Here is a 12,566-nt window from a genome sequence, read left to right on the forward strand (position 1 = left end):
CGCCTCAGCAGGCGCACCGTCGTCGCCAGCGCTTGGCTTTATGCGCAGTCAGCCCCGATGCAGTGGATCGGGAAGCACTACGGCGACTCGTCCATAACGACAATAACGAGGAACCCATCGATGCTGAATTTCACACGCTCCAGTCTGGCAGCCGGTCTGCTGGCTCTTTCGGCCACTGCCCTTGCCGCGCCACTCCCGGATACGCCCGGCGCCCCGTTTCCGGTGGTCAGCAACTTTGACCGCAACGGTCCCTATGCCACCACCGACCGCAGCGAAGGCCCGAACTGCCGGGTATACCGACCCAGCACGCTTGGCCTGAATGGCGTTCGCCACCCGATCATTCTCTGGGGCAACGGCACGGGTACCGGGCCGTCGACCTATGCCGGGCTGCTGTCGCACTGGGCGAGTCACGGTTTTGTGGTCGCGGCCGCGGAAACCTCCAATGCCGGTTCCGGACGGGACATGATCGCCTGCCTCGATTACCTGGTGACGGAGAACCAAAGCACTTACGGCACCTACGCCGCCAAGCTCAATACCGGGCGCGTCGGCACCTCGGGGCACTCCCAGGGGGGTGGCGGTTCGATCATGGCCGGGCGCGACCAGCGGGTCCGGGTAACCGCTCCGATTCAGCCTTACACCATCGGCCTGGGGCACGAGGTGAGTTCGCAGCGTCAGCAGCAGGGTCCGATGTTCCTGATGTCCGGCGGTGGCGACACCATCGCGATTCCTTACCTGAATGCGCAGCCGGTGTATCAGCGGGCCAACGTGCCAGTGTTCTGGGGTGAGCGCCGCCTGGTCAGTCACTTCGAACCGGTCGGCAGTGGCGGTGAATACCGCAGCCCGACAACGGCCTGGTTCCGTTACCACTTGATGGACGACCAGAGCGCCCGCGGCACCTTCTATGGCAGCCGTTGCAGCCTGTGCACCAGCTTCCAGTGGACGACGCAGCGCAAGGGCATTCAGTAGTAAGCGACGCTCCCCGCCCAGTGGGCGGGGTTTTCAGTTGGGCAGTTCGATACCGCGCAACCGCTCGGCGCGGCGACGCAGCAGCTCGAGGGTCACCAGCAGGGCGATCGATACCAGGATCAGCAGCGTGGCGATGGCCAGGATGCTCGGGTTGATCTGCTCGCGCAGGCCCGAGAACATCTGTCGCGGAATGGTGCGTTGCTGCGGCCCCGCCATGAACAGAATCACCACCACTTCGTCGAACGAGGTGATAAAGGCGAACAGCGCGCCGGAGATCACGCCGGGGCGAATCAGCGGCATGATGATGTCGAAGAACACCCGCAGCGGCGTCGCGCCGAGGTTCAGCGCGGCGCGCGCCAGGCTGTAGTCGAAGCCGGTCAGGGTGGCGGTCACGGTGATGATCACGAACGGCGTGCCCAGCGCCGCGTGGGCGATGATCACGCCGAAGTAATTGCCGGCCAGGCCCAGGTCCGAATAGAAAAAGAACATGCCGGCGGCGGTAATGATCAGCGGCACGATCATCGGCGACAGCAGCAGTGCGGTGATCAGCCGGCGCATCGGCATGTCGTCGCGGGCCAGGCCCACGGCGGCGCAGGTGCCCAGCACCGTGGCAATCAGGGTCGCGCAAATGCCGATGAAAAAGCTGTTCTTGATCGCCAGCAGCCACTTGTCGTCGTTGAGGATGGCGCTGTACCAGCGCAGCGAATAGGCCTCTGGCTGCAGGGTGAGCATGCCTTCGGTGAAGCTGAAGAACGGCTCGACGTTGAACGACAGCGGGATGATTACCAGGATCGGCAGGATCAGAAACAGCAGCACCAGCCAGGAGCTGGTCTTCAGCAGCCAGGCGCCGAGGTGGTGCCAGAAGCCGTAGTAGGCGGGAATTTTGCTCATGGTCAGCCCAGTTTGATGTTGCTGGCGCCGACGAAGCGGTCGTACAGCCAGTACAGCACGAGAATCAGCCCGAGCAGCAGCGAGCCCAGCGCGGCGGCCAGCTCCCAGTTGTTCGAACGCTGCATGTGGAAGGCGATGATGTTGCTGATCATCTGCCCATCGGTGCCGCCGACTAGCGCCGGGGTGATGTAGTAGCCGACCGAGATGATGAACACCAGCAACGCGCCGGCGCTCAGCCCCGGCAGGGTCATCGGGAAATAGATGCGGGCGAACGCCGGTAGCGGCCGAGCGCCGAGCGACAGCGCGGCGCGCAGGTAGCTGGGATCGATGCCGCGCATGACGCTGTACAGCGGCAGAATCATGAACGGCAGGAGAATATGGGTCATCGCCACCACCGTAGCGAACGAGGTGTAGAGCATCTCGAAGGGTTGGCCGATCACGCCAATGCCGAGCAGGAAGGAGTTGATCACCCCGTTGGTCTGCAGCAGCGCGATCCAGGCGGTCGTACGTACCAGCAGCGATGTCCAAAACGGTAACAGCACCAGTACCAGCAACAGGTTCGCACGATTCGCCGGCAGGCCGGCCAGGTAGTAGGCGAGCGGGTAGCCGAGCAGGGCGCAGAACAGAGTGATGACCAGCGCCATGGTCAATGTCTTCGAGTACAGCTGCAGGTAGATCTGGGTGTCTTCGCGCACCTGAATCCCTTGTTCGGGATGCAGTTCGAGGTCCAGTGCGGTCAGGTAATAGTCGTAGGTGTACGCTTTACCCGCCCGCTGAATGGCGAACCACACTTCGGGTTTGCTCCAGTTGCGATGAGCGTCGAGCAGGGTTTGCGCGCCTCGCGCGTCGAGCTGTTGCGCATCGAGTCGGCCCACCTTGCGGGCGCTGGACTTGACCACGCTGGACATGCCGGTGAAGGCGCGGTTGAACTCTTCCGCCAGTTTGCCGGACAGGCGCTCTTTGGCCAGGCCGTTCAGTTCCCGGGCGAAGACGCTCAGGGTCTGTTGATCAGGTAGAGCCTCGCCTTCCCAGCGTTCGAGCTCGCTCAGGGTCAGCGGAATCAGTTCCGCCACCGTTGGGTGATGGACGCTGCGCCAGAGCATGCTGGCGATGGGCGCGACGAAGGTCAGCAGGATAAACAGCAGCAGTGGCACGACGAACAGAAAGGCGGTCAGGCGCTTCCTGTTGCGGGCGCTGGAGGCTTGGCTGGCTTCGGTAGACGTGAGGGAGGACAAGGCGTTACTCCGAAAATCCTGCCCCCTCTCCCGCAGGAGAAGGGGCATGGCGGGTTACTTCAACAGCCACTCGTTGAATTTCTCACCGAGGGATTCGCCGTAGTCGGCCCAGAACTCCGAGCCGGCCTGGATGCCTTTATCCAGGTGAGCGGTCGGCAGGTGGGGCGTCGCGGTCTGGTCAGCCAGAGGCATGGAGGATTTGCGGGTCGGGCCGTAGGCCACATCTGGCATGCCGGCCAGCGGCGTGGAGCCGGTGGCATAGGCAATGAATTTCAGTGCCAGGTCCTTTTTCGGCGAGCCTTTGACGATGGCCCAGGCATCCAGGTCATAAACGTGGCCGTCCCAGACGATCACGAACGGCTTGTTCTCCTGGCGGATGGCGTCATAGAAACGGCCATTGGCCGACTGCACCAGCACCGCGCCGCCGTCATTGAGCAGCTGCGGCGCCTGGGACCAAGAGTCGAACCAGACGATGTCGTCCTTGATGGTGGCCAGCTTGTCGAAGGCGCGCTGTTGGCCTTCGGGTGTCGACAGCACTTCATAGACGTCCTTCGGTGCTACGCCATCGGCCATCAGTGCCCATTCCATGTTGACCTGCGGGCGCTTGCGCATTGCACGCTTGCCGGGGATTTTGGCGGTGTCGAAAAAGTCGTTGATCGAGGCTGCCTTGGTGTCGCCGATGGTCTTCTCGTTGTAGGCGAACACCACGGACCAGACGATGTTACCGACGGCGCAATCGCTGGCCAGGGCTTCAGGAATGAAGTCTTTCTCGGCGGCAACACCGTCGATGCCAGGGGGCAGGATGTCCCTTGGGATGCTTTCCAGCAGGCCCTCGGAGCAGGCGCGCTCAAGGTCAATGACCTCGAAGTCGACCACGTCCCACTGGATATTGCCCGATTCGACCTGAGCCTTGATTTCGGCTACACCGCCGGTGTAATCCTCGAACAGCACCTTGTGGCCGGTTTCTTTCTGGAAGGGATCAATCACGTGCTTCTGCTGGGCAGCCCCGTAGGAGCCACCCCATGACACGACTGTCAGGGTTTCCTCGGCGCTGGCGGCGAAACTTGCCGTGCCTAGGGCTGCTGCGAGGACAAAGGTGGAAAAGCGGGTGGTCAGTGCTTTAGCCATTTGCTGTGCTCCATTGCTTCTGGTTATCAGGCTGTTGAAAAACTACCTAGTTGCCTCAGCGGCCTGTTTGGGGTCAGGGTGCGGTGACGGTGGGGCGATCCAGCGCCTGGCTGTCCTGCGGCAACCAGGCCAGGGCGATTTCCTGCTTGGCATTCAATTGCGGGGCGCTGCTGTCGTTCATGTTCTTCACCACCAGCTCGCTGCCATCGGCGGTTTCGAAGTGGTAACGAATGTATTCGCCGACGTAATGGCGGGTGACGAAGCGCGCCATGACCTGGTTCCCGGCACTGCCGAGACGGTTGGTGAACGTGAGCTTTTCCGGGCGTATTGACACCGTGGTCGGCAGGCCGACTTCGGTGCAATTGGCCTTGAGTGAACTGACCACCGCGCCATCGTCCAGGCGAACCTGCACGGTGTCGGCGCCAACCGATTCGATCACGCCCTTGAGCTTGTTGCTCTCGCCGATAAAGTCGGCAACGAACAGGTTCGCCGGGCGCTCGTAAAGCACATGGGGCGGTGCGCATTGCTGGACGATGCCGTTGTTGAACACGGCGATGCGGTCGCTCATGGTCAGCGCTTCGGTCTGGTCGTGGGTTACGTAGATCACGGTGAAACCGAGCTGCTCATGCAGGCGCTTGATCTCGAACTGCATCTGCTCGCGCAGCTTTTTGTCCAGGGCGCCCAGGGGTTCGTCCATCAGCACGATGTCGGGGGCAAAGATCAGCGCGCGAGCCAGGGCGACACGCTGGCGCTGGCCACCGGAAAGTTGGCCGGGGAAGCGATTGCCGAAATCCAGCAGCTCGACCAGCGACAGGTATTCGTCGACCTTGGCGCGAATCACGTCCTTGGGCTGCTTACGGATCTTCAGCGGGTAGGCCAGGTTTTCGCGCAGGGTCATGTGCGGAAACAGCGCGTATTGCTGGAACACCATGCCGATGTTGCGCTGGTAGGGCGCGATGCTGGTGACCGAACGCCCGTTGATCAGGATCTCGCCGCTGGTCACGTCCTCGAACCCGGCGAGCATCATCAAACAGGTGGTCTTGCCTGAGCCGGAGGGGCCGAGCAGGGTAATGAACTCGCCCTTGGCCACATCCAGGTTGAAATCCTTGACCACCAGGTTCTTGTGGTCATAGGTCTTCTTAACATTGGTGAATTGCAGGAACGGTTTGTCCCCAGCCTGGTCAGCCATACCCCTCCCCAACATGCTCTTTAAACAGACGCTCGGCTTGTGGCCCGGCCTGACTGCTTGAACCAGCTAACCCGATCCATGTGCGCCGGGTCGCTTATTAGAAGCTGATATCAGGCAAACCCTGTGCCAGCTAGGCGCAACGAGCTGGAGCGGGTCCAGCCCGTGGCTGCAAGCCTAGTCCAGATTGGGAGGAGCGTTGCGAGGGTGTGGGAACAGGTAACACTGGAGAAGGGAAAGGCACCTGCCGACACGCACTCGGCAGGTGCGGATTGCTCAACTGTTGGGCAGCAGGCGAACGGTCAGGCTCTTGATATAGCGGGTTTCGACAATGGCGGGATGTACCGGATGATCCGGGCCCTGGGCGCCGCGCTCGAGCAGCTGGATATTGCGGTCCAGATGGCGGGCGCTGGTCAGCAGGATGTTCTGCAGGTCATCCTCGGGGAGGTGCATCGAGCAGGAAGCGCTGACCAGAATGCCGTCCTTGCTGAGCAGGCGCATGGCTTGCTCGTTGAGACGGCGATAGGCGGCTTCGCCGTTTTTCAGGTCTTTCTTGCGCTTGATGAATGCGGGCGGATCGGCGATCACCACATCGAAGCGCTCTTCGGCGTTTTTCAGTTCTTTCAGCGCGGCAAATACGTCGCCCTCGATACAGGCAACCTGCTCGGACAAACCATTCAGCGCGGCGTTGCGCTCGACGCCGTCGAGGGCGAATGACGAGGCATCGACGCACATCACTTCGCTCGCGCCGAAGGCTGCGGCCTGTACACCCCAACCGCCGATATAGCTGAACAGATCCAGCACACGTTTGCCTTTGACGTACGGCGCCAGGCGCGCACGGTTCATGCGGTGGTCGTAGAACCAGCCGGTTTTCTGCCCCTCGATCACCGGCGCTTCGAACTTCACGCCGTTCTCTTCTAGCGCGACCCACTCGGGCACCACGCCGAACGCGGTGGTGACATAGCGCTCCAGGCCTTCGGCATCACGGGCGGCGGAGTCGTTCTTGAGCAGGATGCCACTTGGCTTGAGCACCTGGATCAACGCGGCCAGTACGTCGTCCTTGTGCCGCTCCATCGCGGCGGAGGCTAGCTGCACCACCAGCACGTCGAAGAAACGGTCCACCACCAGCCCCGGCAACAGGTCGGAGTCGCCGTACACCAGGCGATAGCAGGGCTTATCGAACAGCCGCTCGCGCAGCGACAGCGCGACGTTGAGGCGATGCACCAGCAACGACTTGTCCAGCACATGGCTGACGTCACGCGACAGCAGTCGCGCGCAGATCAGGTTGTTGGGGCTGAGCGCAACTATGCCCAGTGGCTTGCCGCCAGCCGCTTCGAGAATCGCCTGATCGCCAGCGGCGAAGCCTGCGAGAGGCGTGGCGGCGACATCGATCTCGTTGCTGTAGACCCACAGGTGGCCGGCGCGCAGGCGTCGATCGGCGTTGGCTTTAAGGCGCAGGCTGGGCAGGGACATGGGTGGGTGCTCCGAAAAAAGAGCGGGAGTATAACAAAGCCGCAACGCCCGACGGTGCGAGCACGGTGCACCGCCGCGCGTTGCGCCCGTACCTTGGCTAGGCGGCGAGCGCCTCGATCAGCTTCTTGTTGAACGCCGGGATATCGTCCGGCTTGCGGCTGCTGATCAGCTGGCCATCGACCACCACCTCCTGATCGACCCAGTTGGCGCCGGCATTCTTCAGGTCATCGGTGAGCGATGGCCAGCTGGTCATGGTCTTGCCCTTGACCAGATCGGTCGACGCGAGAATCCAGGCGCCATGGCAGATCACGGCAATGGTCTTGTTGGCGCGGGCGGCATCCTTGACCAGTTTCTGGGCCAGTTCGTCCATGCGGATGGTGTCGGAGTTGACCACTCCGCCGGGCAGCACGATGGCGTCGTAGTCCTCGATGCGGGCGCTATCGAATGTGGTGTCTACGGTGAAGGTGTCGGCAGGCGTGGTGTGGTTCCAGCCGGTCACTCCGCCGGCTTTCGCGGAGACGATATCAGCGGTGGCGCCGGCCTGTTCCAGGGCCTGTTTCGGCCCGGTCAACTCGGCCTGCTCGAAGCCGTCGGTGACCAGCAGGGCAACGCGTTTACCTTTGAGGGAGTTGCTCATGGAAAAACCTCCTTACCTGGGTAAATGAGAAATCGGTCTGTTAAAGGTCCGACCCGTCAGGCGGTGAAAGTTCAGGTAAAAGGACCAAGCGCGTTTTGCCGACAACTGGGTAAACTGAGTGCTTCAGTCTCTCGCTGCGACCACCATGGACATCGAACTTACCGCCGAACAAATCCAGAAGGTTCTGCAGGGCATCAGCGTCCCTCCGCAGCCGCAGATCATGGTGGATCTGCAGATGGAGCAGTACATGCCCAATCCCGATCTGCAGGCGATCGCCACCCTGATCAGCCAGGATCCGGGCTTGTCCGGCGCGCTGCTGAAGATCGTCAACTCGCCGTATTTCGGTTTGTCGAGCAGGGTCAGCTCGATCCAGCGGGCGGTCACGCTGCTGGGCAGTCGTTCGGTGATCAACATGGTCAACGCGCTGTCGATCAAGGGCGAGATGAGCGATGAAACCATCGTCACGCTCAACCGCTTCTGGGACACCGCCCAGGACGTTGCCATGACCTGCATGGTGCTCGCCCGGCGTATCGGTAGCGAGGCGGTGGACGAGGCCTACAGCCTAGGGTTGTTCCATAACTGCGGTATCCCGCTGATGCTCAAGCAGTTTCCCAACTACATCAGCGTGATGGAGGAGTCCTACGCCAGCGCTGGCGATGAGCGCCGCGTGGTGGACACCGAAAACCGTCTGCTCAACACCAACCATGCGGTGGTGGGCTATTTCACGGCCAAGTCGTGGAACCTGCCGCTGCACCTGTGCGAGGCCATCGCCAACCACCACAACGCATTGGCGATTTTCGCAGACGACACCGTGGGTGACGTTCAGTTGAAAACCCAGCTGGCCATTCTGAAAATGGCCGAGCACATCTGCCGCTGTTACCAGGTACTGGGCAATCAGGACGAGGATCACGAGTGGCGCAGCATCGAAACGCTGGTGCTGGAGTATGTCGGCCTGTCGGAATACGACTTCGAATATTTGAAGGAAAGCATTCGCGAACTTGGCGCTGCCTGACTAGGGGCGCGAGCCTGACTCGTTCGCCGAATGCCTTCCTGCTAAGCTGGCCGCCGCCTGCCGCCCAGCCCTGATTGAAGCCCTATGCCTGAACTCCCTGAAGTCGAAACCACCCGCCGTGGCATTGCCCCGCACCTCGAAGGTCAGCGCGTCAGTCGGGTGATAGTGCGCGAGCGCCGGCTGCGTTGGCCGATTCCGGAAGATTTGGATATCTGCCTGTCCGGGCAGCGTATCGAGTGCGTCGAGCGGCGCGCCAAGTACCTGCTGATCAAGGCCGAGACCGGCAGCCTGATCAGCCATCTGGGCATGTCCGGCAGTCTGCGGTTGGTCGAGGCGGGCCTGCCGGCCGCCAAGCACGAGCACGTCGATATCGAGCTGGAGTCGGGATTGGCGCTGCGCTATACCGACCCGCGGCGTTTCGGCGCGCTGCTGTGGAGCAGCGATCCGCTGGGCCATGTGTTGCTCAGCAAGCTCGGGCCCGAGCCCCTGACCGCCCTGTTCGATGGCGAGCGCCTTTATCAGCTGTCGCGCGGGCGAGCGATGGCGGTCAAGCCGTTCATCATGGACAACGCAGTGGTGGTCGGCGTAGGCAATATCTATGCAAGCGAAGCGCTGTTCGCGGCGGGCATCGACCCGCGCCGAGAGGCCGGTTCGCTGTCGCGGGCGCGTTATGTAAAGCTGGCGCTGGAGATCAAGCGAATCCTCGCTTACGCGATCGAACGTGGCGGCACCACGCTGCGCGACTTCGTGGGTGGCGATGGTCAGCCGGGTTACTTCCAGCAGGAATTGTTCGTTTATGGCCGCGGCGGTAAATTCTGCAAGCAGTGCGGTGCCACCCTGCGCGAACTCAAGTTGGGTCAACGCGCCAGCGTGTATTGCCCGCGCTGCCAGCGCTGAATCGCAGCGCGTCTATCCAGCTACCGAGGTTCAGATGTCCGGTAATTACCTGCCCCGTAACCGTGCGGCCGAGTGGCTGGGGCGTGCCGTGCTTGGCCTGCTTGGCTGGCGCGTGGAAGGCCAGCTCCCTGCACTCGACAAGTTTGTCGCAATTGGCGCCCACCACACCTCCAACTGGGATTTCGTGATTTTCATCGCGCTGAAGTTCGTGCTGCGGGTGAATGTCTGCTGGTTCGGCAAGCACAGCATTTTCCGCTGGCCGTTCGGTCGGCTTATGCGCCGGTGCGGCGGCATTCCGATCCGCCGCGGCCAGCAGGACAATACCGTGGAGCAAGCGGTGCAGGCGTTCGCCGAACACCGCGAGTTCATCCTGGTGCTATCGCCCGAAGGCACGCGCAAAAAGGTCGAGCGCTGGAAGATGGGCTTCTACCATATCGCGCTGGGCGCGCGCGTTCCGGTGCTGCTTGCCGCTCTGGACTACGCTAACAGGCGCGTGTTTATCGGCCCGGTGTTCTGGCCAAGCGGCGATGTGGCTGCTGATCTCGCGCGGATACTTGAGTTTTACCGGCCGTTTATCCCGAAAAAACCTGAATACGCCTTTTATGGCGATTGACGGCCGTCACGCTGACAATTGTCAGAGCGCTGTTATAGTTACCTGCACTGCTTCCTCTAATAGCTGAAGGATCGCCCCATGAAAGTGTTTCGCTCAACCGCTGTCGTCCTGGCACTGTCCACTGGCTTGCTGGCAATGCCGGCGCATGCAGAAGTGGTTCAGCAAAACTCTAGCGGCGATCCCCTGTACACCGCCGATGCGCCGAAAGCGTATTCAATGATGGGTGATCTGCTGATTGCTCGGCCGCTGCTGATTGGCGCCACGGTACTGGGCGCTGCGGCATTTGTCGTCAGCCTGCCGTTTACCGCTGCTGGCGGCAATGTCGGTGAAGCCGGCAAGGCATTGGTCGTTGAGCCGGGCAAGGCCGCCTTCGTGCGCTGCCTTGGCTGTACCACCAGCGGCTACAAGAAAGACTGATAGCTGATACGGCATGGGCGCATTCGCGTGCGCCCTTGCAGCAGTGGCTCTGACCGGGCTACCGCCATTCCTTATGGCCGTTCGGGCCAATTCGTTGCACCCCTACCTTGCTCGTACCGATACCGCGCGGATCGCTAGCAGCGCTTACCCGATCGTTGCGTTTGTCCCACCACAGCACCTGCTGATTGCCATAGCGTCGTGTCAGCGCCTTGAGCTGATGTCCCCGCGCCTCAAGTGCCGTGACCTGCTCCGGGGTAAAAGTGCCCGGTTCATGCTCGATCAGATCGGGCCGGAACTGGTGGTGATAGCGACCGACCGCGGGCCAGCGCTCGATCGGCTGGCCATCCAGGTATTCGAGAATGGCGAGCAGCACCATGCTCGGGATGCGGCTACCGCCCGGCGTGCCGAAGCTGGCGAACTCATCGGCGCTTTCGATAAAGGTTGGGCTCATGCTCGACAACGGGCGCTTGCCGGCGGCGATCGCATTTGCATGGCTGCCCGCCAGGCCATAGGCATTGGCACCCTGCACGTCGGCGGCGAAGTCATCCATTTCGTCGTTGAGCAGCACACCGGTGCCGGGCACGGTAAAAGCCGCGCCGAATGGCAGGTTGATCGAGAGGGTGGCCGCGACGGCATTGCCTTCAGCATCCAACACCGAAAAATGGGTGGTGTGGTTGCCCTCATGCCACGCGCCGGCGGCTGGCAGGCTGTCGCTGGAGGTCGCGCGTTGCAGGTCGATGCTGCTGACCAGTTGTTGCAGATAAGCCGGCGCCAGCAGCTTGCTCAGTGGATTGGCGATGAAGTCCGGATCGCCCAGCAGGCCGCGGTCGCGGTAGGCGCGGCGCAGGGTTTCCACCACCAGATGAGTGCGTTGCACGGCGTCGGCCTTTCGCCAGGGCAGTTGCTCCAGCATCAGCAGGCTTTGCCCCAGCGCCAGGCCGCCGGCCGATGGCGGCGGTGCGCTGATCAGTTGACGTCCTTCGGCAAGCGCCACACGCAGCGGCTCGCGCTCGACGATCCGGTATTCGGCCAGGTCCTGCAGCGACCAAATGCCGCCTGCGGCGCGCACGCCCTTGACCAGTTGCTCCGCCAGTTCGCCGGCGTAGAAACCCTTGTGGCCGTCGGCAGCCAGACGTTCGAGGGTGCGGGCCAGCTCAGGTTGGCGCAACAAGCCGAACTCAGCGGGAATCTCGCCTTTATCGAGGAAGATGCGCGCAGTTTCCGGGTCGTCGCGCATGGCTGCCAGGCGCCACTCGGCGCGTTCGCGGTATACCCGATCAATGCTCACGCCGCTGCGTGCCAGGCGGATCGCCGGCGCCAGCGAGTCGCGTAAAGGCAGCTTGCCGAAACGCTCGGCCAGTTGCACCAGTGCGGCCGGCAAGCCGGGGATGGCCGCCGCCAGTGCGCCGTTCAATGAAAGCTGTTTCTGTACCTCGCCATCGACCTTGTACAGGTCGGCATCCGCCGCCAGGGGCGCGCGTTCGCGGGCATCGAGAAAGCGGTAGACGGGTTGCGGACCCGCTTCACGCAACAGGAAGAAGCCGCCTCCGCCAAGCCCCGAGCCATAAGGCTCGACCACGGCCAGGGCGGCACTGATGGCTACGGCCGCATCGAATGCGTTGCCGCCCAGGGCCAGGGTTTCCTGGCCTGCGACTGTTGCGGCAGGGTGGGCGCTGGCAATGGCGGAACGATCAGGGTGTTCGCCAGCCTGCAGGCCAACGGCAAACAGCAGGCACACGCTGGCGAGCAGGTGCCTGAAGAGCGGAGCGTGACTCCAACGGCGCATTGGTCAGGCCTTGCCGGTGATGATCAGGTACTTCTGCATCAGCTCATCCTTGCTTTCGACGTTGCCTTCATCCAGCGGAATGCAGTCGACCGGGCACACCTGCTGGCATTGCGGCTCGTCGTAATGGCCAACGCATTCAGTACACAGGTTGGGGTCGATCACGTAGATCTCCTCGCCCTGCGAGATCGCGGCATTGGGGCATTCAGGCTCGCAGACGTCGCAGTTGATGCAGTCGTCGGTGATGATCAGGGACATTGAATAACCACTCCTGCTGCAGGCGCATGCCGCAGCGTTGGAAAACGCGTGAAGTCGATGCGGCAAATTG

Annotated in this window: 13 protein-coding genes; 5 read left to right on the forward strand and 8 right to left on the reverse strand. The window is 62.3% G+C overall.

Annotated elements, in window-relative coordinates; genetic code table 11:
• Positions 1 to 120: 120 nt before the first annotated feature.
• Positions 121 to 966, forward strand: coding sequence for a poly(ethylene terephthalate) hydrolase family protein (locus ACX0MV_RS01955; RefSeq protein WP_458980812.1), 846 nt, complete (start codon positions 121 to 123; stop codon positions 964 to 966).
• A 33-nt stretch (positions 967 to 999) separates the two neighbouring features.
• On the opposite strand, the gene ACX0MV_RS01960 is transcribed toward ACX0MV_RS01955, so the two are convergent.
• From ACX0MV_RS01960 to ACX0MV_RS01985, 6 genes are all read right to left on the reverse strand, one after another.
• Entirely contained in the window at positions 1,000 to 1,857 is an 858-nt protein-coding gene (locus ACX0MV_RS01960; protein WP_458980813.1) for an ABC transporter permease, read from the reverse strand.
• A gap of 2 nt (positions 1,858 to 1,859) precedes the next feature.
• On the reverse strand, positions 1,860 to 3,092 hold the full coding sequence (locus tag ACX0MV_RS01965) for an ABC transporter permease (protein WP_458980814.1): 1,233 nt from the start codon (positions 3,090 to 3,092) through the stop codon (positions 1,860 to 1,862).
• A gap of 54 nt (positions 3,093 to 3,146) precedes the next feature.
• Positions 3,147 to 4,220: an ABC transporter substrate-binding protein gene (locus tag ACX0MV_RS01970; protein ID WP_458980815.1), complete on the reverse strand. Its 1,074-nt coding sequence runs from the start codon at positions 4,218 to 4,220 to the stop codon at positions 3,147 to 3,149.
• Positions 4,221 to 4,293: 73 nt separating this feature from the next.
• Complete coding sequence (locus tag ACX0MV_RS01975) at positions 4,294 to 5,409, reverse strand: ABC transporter ATP-binding protein (RefSeq protein WP_458980816.1); 1,116 nt, start codon at positions 5,407 to 5,409, stop codon at positions 4,294 to 4,296.
• 273 nt (positions 5,410 to 5,682) lie between these two features.
• Positions 5,683 to 6,879, reverse strand: coding sequence for a class I SAM-dependent rRNA methyltransferase (locus ACX0MV_RS01980; protein ID WP_458980817.1), 1,197 nt, complete (start codon positions 6,877 to 6,879; stop codon positions 5,683 to 5,685).
• 97 nt (positions 6,880 to 6,976) lie between these two features.
• A complete protein-coding gene (locus tag ACX0MV_RS01985; protein WP_458980818.1) occupies positions 6,977 to 7,516 on the reverse strand; it encodes a type 1 glutamine amidotransferase domain-containing protein in 540 nt (179 codons plus the stop codon).
• A 145-nt stretch (positions 7,517 to 7,661) separates the two neighbouring features.
• Here ACX0MV_RS01985 and ACX0MV_RS01990 point away from each other — a divergent pair, with 145 nt between their 5' ends.
• The 4 genes from ACX0MV_RS01990 to ACX0MV_RS02005 all read left to right on the forward strand — a co-directional run bounded on the left by ACX0MV_RS01990 (position 7,662) and on the right by ACX0MV_RS02005 (position 10,455).
• Positions 7,662 to 8,528: an HDOD domain-containing protein gene (locus ACX0MV_RS01990; RefSeq protein WP_458980819.1), complete on the forward strand. Its 867-nt coding sequence runs from the start codon at positions 7,662 to 7,664 to the stop codon at positions 8,526 to 8,528.
• An 84-nt stretch (positions 8,529 to 8,612) separates the two neighbouring features.
• Positions 8,613 to 9,425, forward strand: a complete 813-nt coding sequence (gene mutM, locus ACX0MV_RS01995; RefSeq protein WP_458980820.1) for a bifunctional DNA-formamidopyrimidine glycosylase/DNA-(apurinic or apyrimidinic site) lyase — start codon at positions 8,613 to 8,615, stop codon at positions 9,423 to 9,425.
• Positions 9,426 to 9,459: 34 nt separating this feature from the next.
• On the forward strand, positions 9,460 to 10,038 hold the full coding sequence (locus tag ACX0MV_RS02000) for a lysophospholipid acyltransferase family protein (RefSeq protein ID WP_458980821.1): 579 nt from the start codon (positions 9,460 to 9,462) through the stop codon (positions 10,036 to 10,038).
• A 78-nt stretch (positions 10,039 to 10,116) separates the two neighbouring features.
• The gene (locus tag ACX0MV_RS02005) at positions 10,117 to 10,455 is read left to right on the forward strand and encodes a multidrug transporter (RefSeq protein WP_458980822.1); all 339 of its coding nucleotides are present in this window, start codon (positions 10,117 to 10,119) and stop codon (positions 10,453 to 10,455) included.
• Between the two features lie 58 nt (positions 10,456 to 10,513).
• Here ACX0MV_RS02005 and ggt read toward each other — a convergent pair whose 3' ends face one another.
• Positions 10,514 to 12,241, reverse strand: a complete 1,728-nt coding sequence (ggt, locus tag ACX0MV_RS02010; RefSeq protein WP_458980823.1) for a gamma-glutamyltransferase — start codon at positions 12,239 to 12,241, stop codon at positions 10,514 to 10,516.
• Between the two features lie 3 nt (positions 12,242 to 12,244).
• Positions 12,245 to 12,496: a YfhL family 4Fe-4S dicluster ferredoxin gene (locus ACX0MV_RS02015; RefSeq protein ID WP_458980824.1), complete on the reverse strand. Its 252-nt coding sequence runs from the start codon at positions 12,494 to 12,496 to the stop codon at positions 12,245 to 12,247.
• Positions 12,497 to 12,566 lie beyond the last annotated feature (70 nt).

This window comes from Pseudomonas cistanchae (assembly GCF_054483635.1).

Bases quoted from the DNA above. Each gene is read 5' to 3' on its own strand.
- ACX0MV_RS01955 (WP_458980812.1), top strand. From the start codon at position 121: ATGCTGAATTTCACACGCTCCAGTCTGGCAGCCGGTCTGCTGGCTCTT.
- ACX0MV_RS01960 (WP_458980813.1), bottom strand. From the start codon at position 1,857: ATGAGCAAAATTCCCGCCTACTACGGCTTCTGGCACCACCTCGGCGCC.
- ACX0MV_RS01970 (WP_458980815.1), bottom strand. From the start codon at position 4,220: ATGGCTAAAGCACTGACCACCCGCTTTTCCACCTTTGTCCTCGCAGCA.
- ACX0MV_RS01975 (WP_458980816.1), bottom strand. From the start codon at position 5,409: ATGGCTGACCAGGCTGGGGACAAACCGTTCCTGCAATTCACCAATGTT.
- ACX0MV_RS01980 (WP_458980817.1), bottom strand. From the start codon at position 6,879: ATGTCCCTGCCCAGCCTGCGCCTTAAAGCCAACGCCGATCGACGCCTG.
- ACX0MV_RS01985 (WP_458980818.1), bottom strand. From the start codon at position 7,516: ATGAGCAACTCCCTCAAAGGTAAACGCGTTGCCCTGCTGGTCACCGAC.
- ACX0MV_RS01990 (WP_458980819.1), top strand. From the start codon at position 7,662: ATGGACATCGAACTTACCGCCGAACAAATCCAGAAGGTTCTGCAGGGC.
- mutM (WP_458980820.1), top strand. From the start codon at position 8,613: ATGCCTGAACTCCCTGAAGTCGAAACCACCCGCCGTGGCATTGCCCCG.
- ACX0MV_RS02000 (WP_458980821.1), top strand. From the start codon at position 9,460: ATGTCCGGTAATTACCTGCCCCGTAACCGTGCGGCCGAGTGGCTGGGG.
- ACX0MV_RS02005 (WP_458980822.1), top strand. From the start codon at position 10,117: ATGAAAGTGTTTCGCTCAACCGCTGTCGTCCTGGCACTGTCCACTGGC.
- ggt (WP_458980823.1), bottom strand. From the start codon at position 12,241: ATGCGCCGTTGGAGTCACGCTCCGCTCTTCAGGCACCTGCTCGCCAGC.
- ACX0MV_RS02015 (WP_458980824.1), bottom strand. From the start codon at position 12,496: ATGTCCCTGATCATCACCGACGACTGCATCAACTGCGACGTCTGCGAG.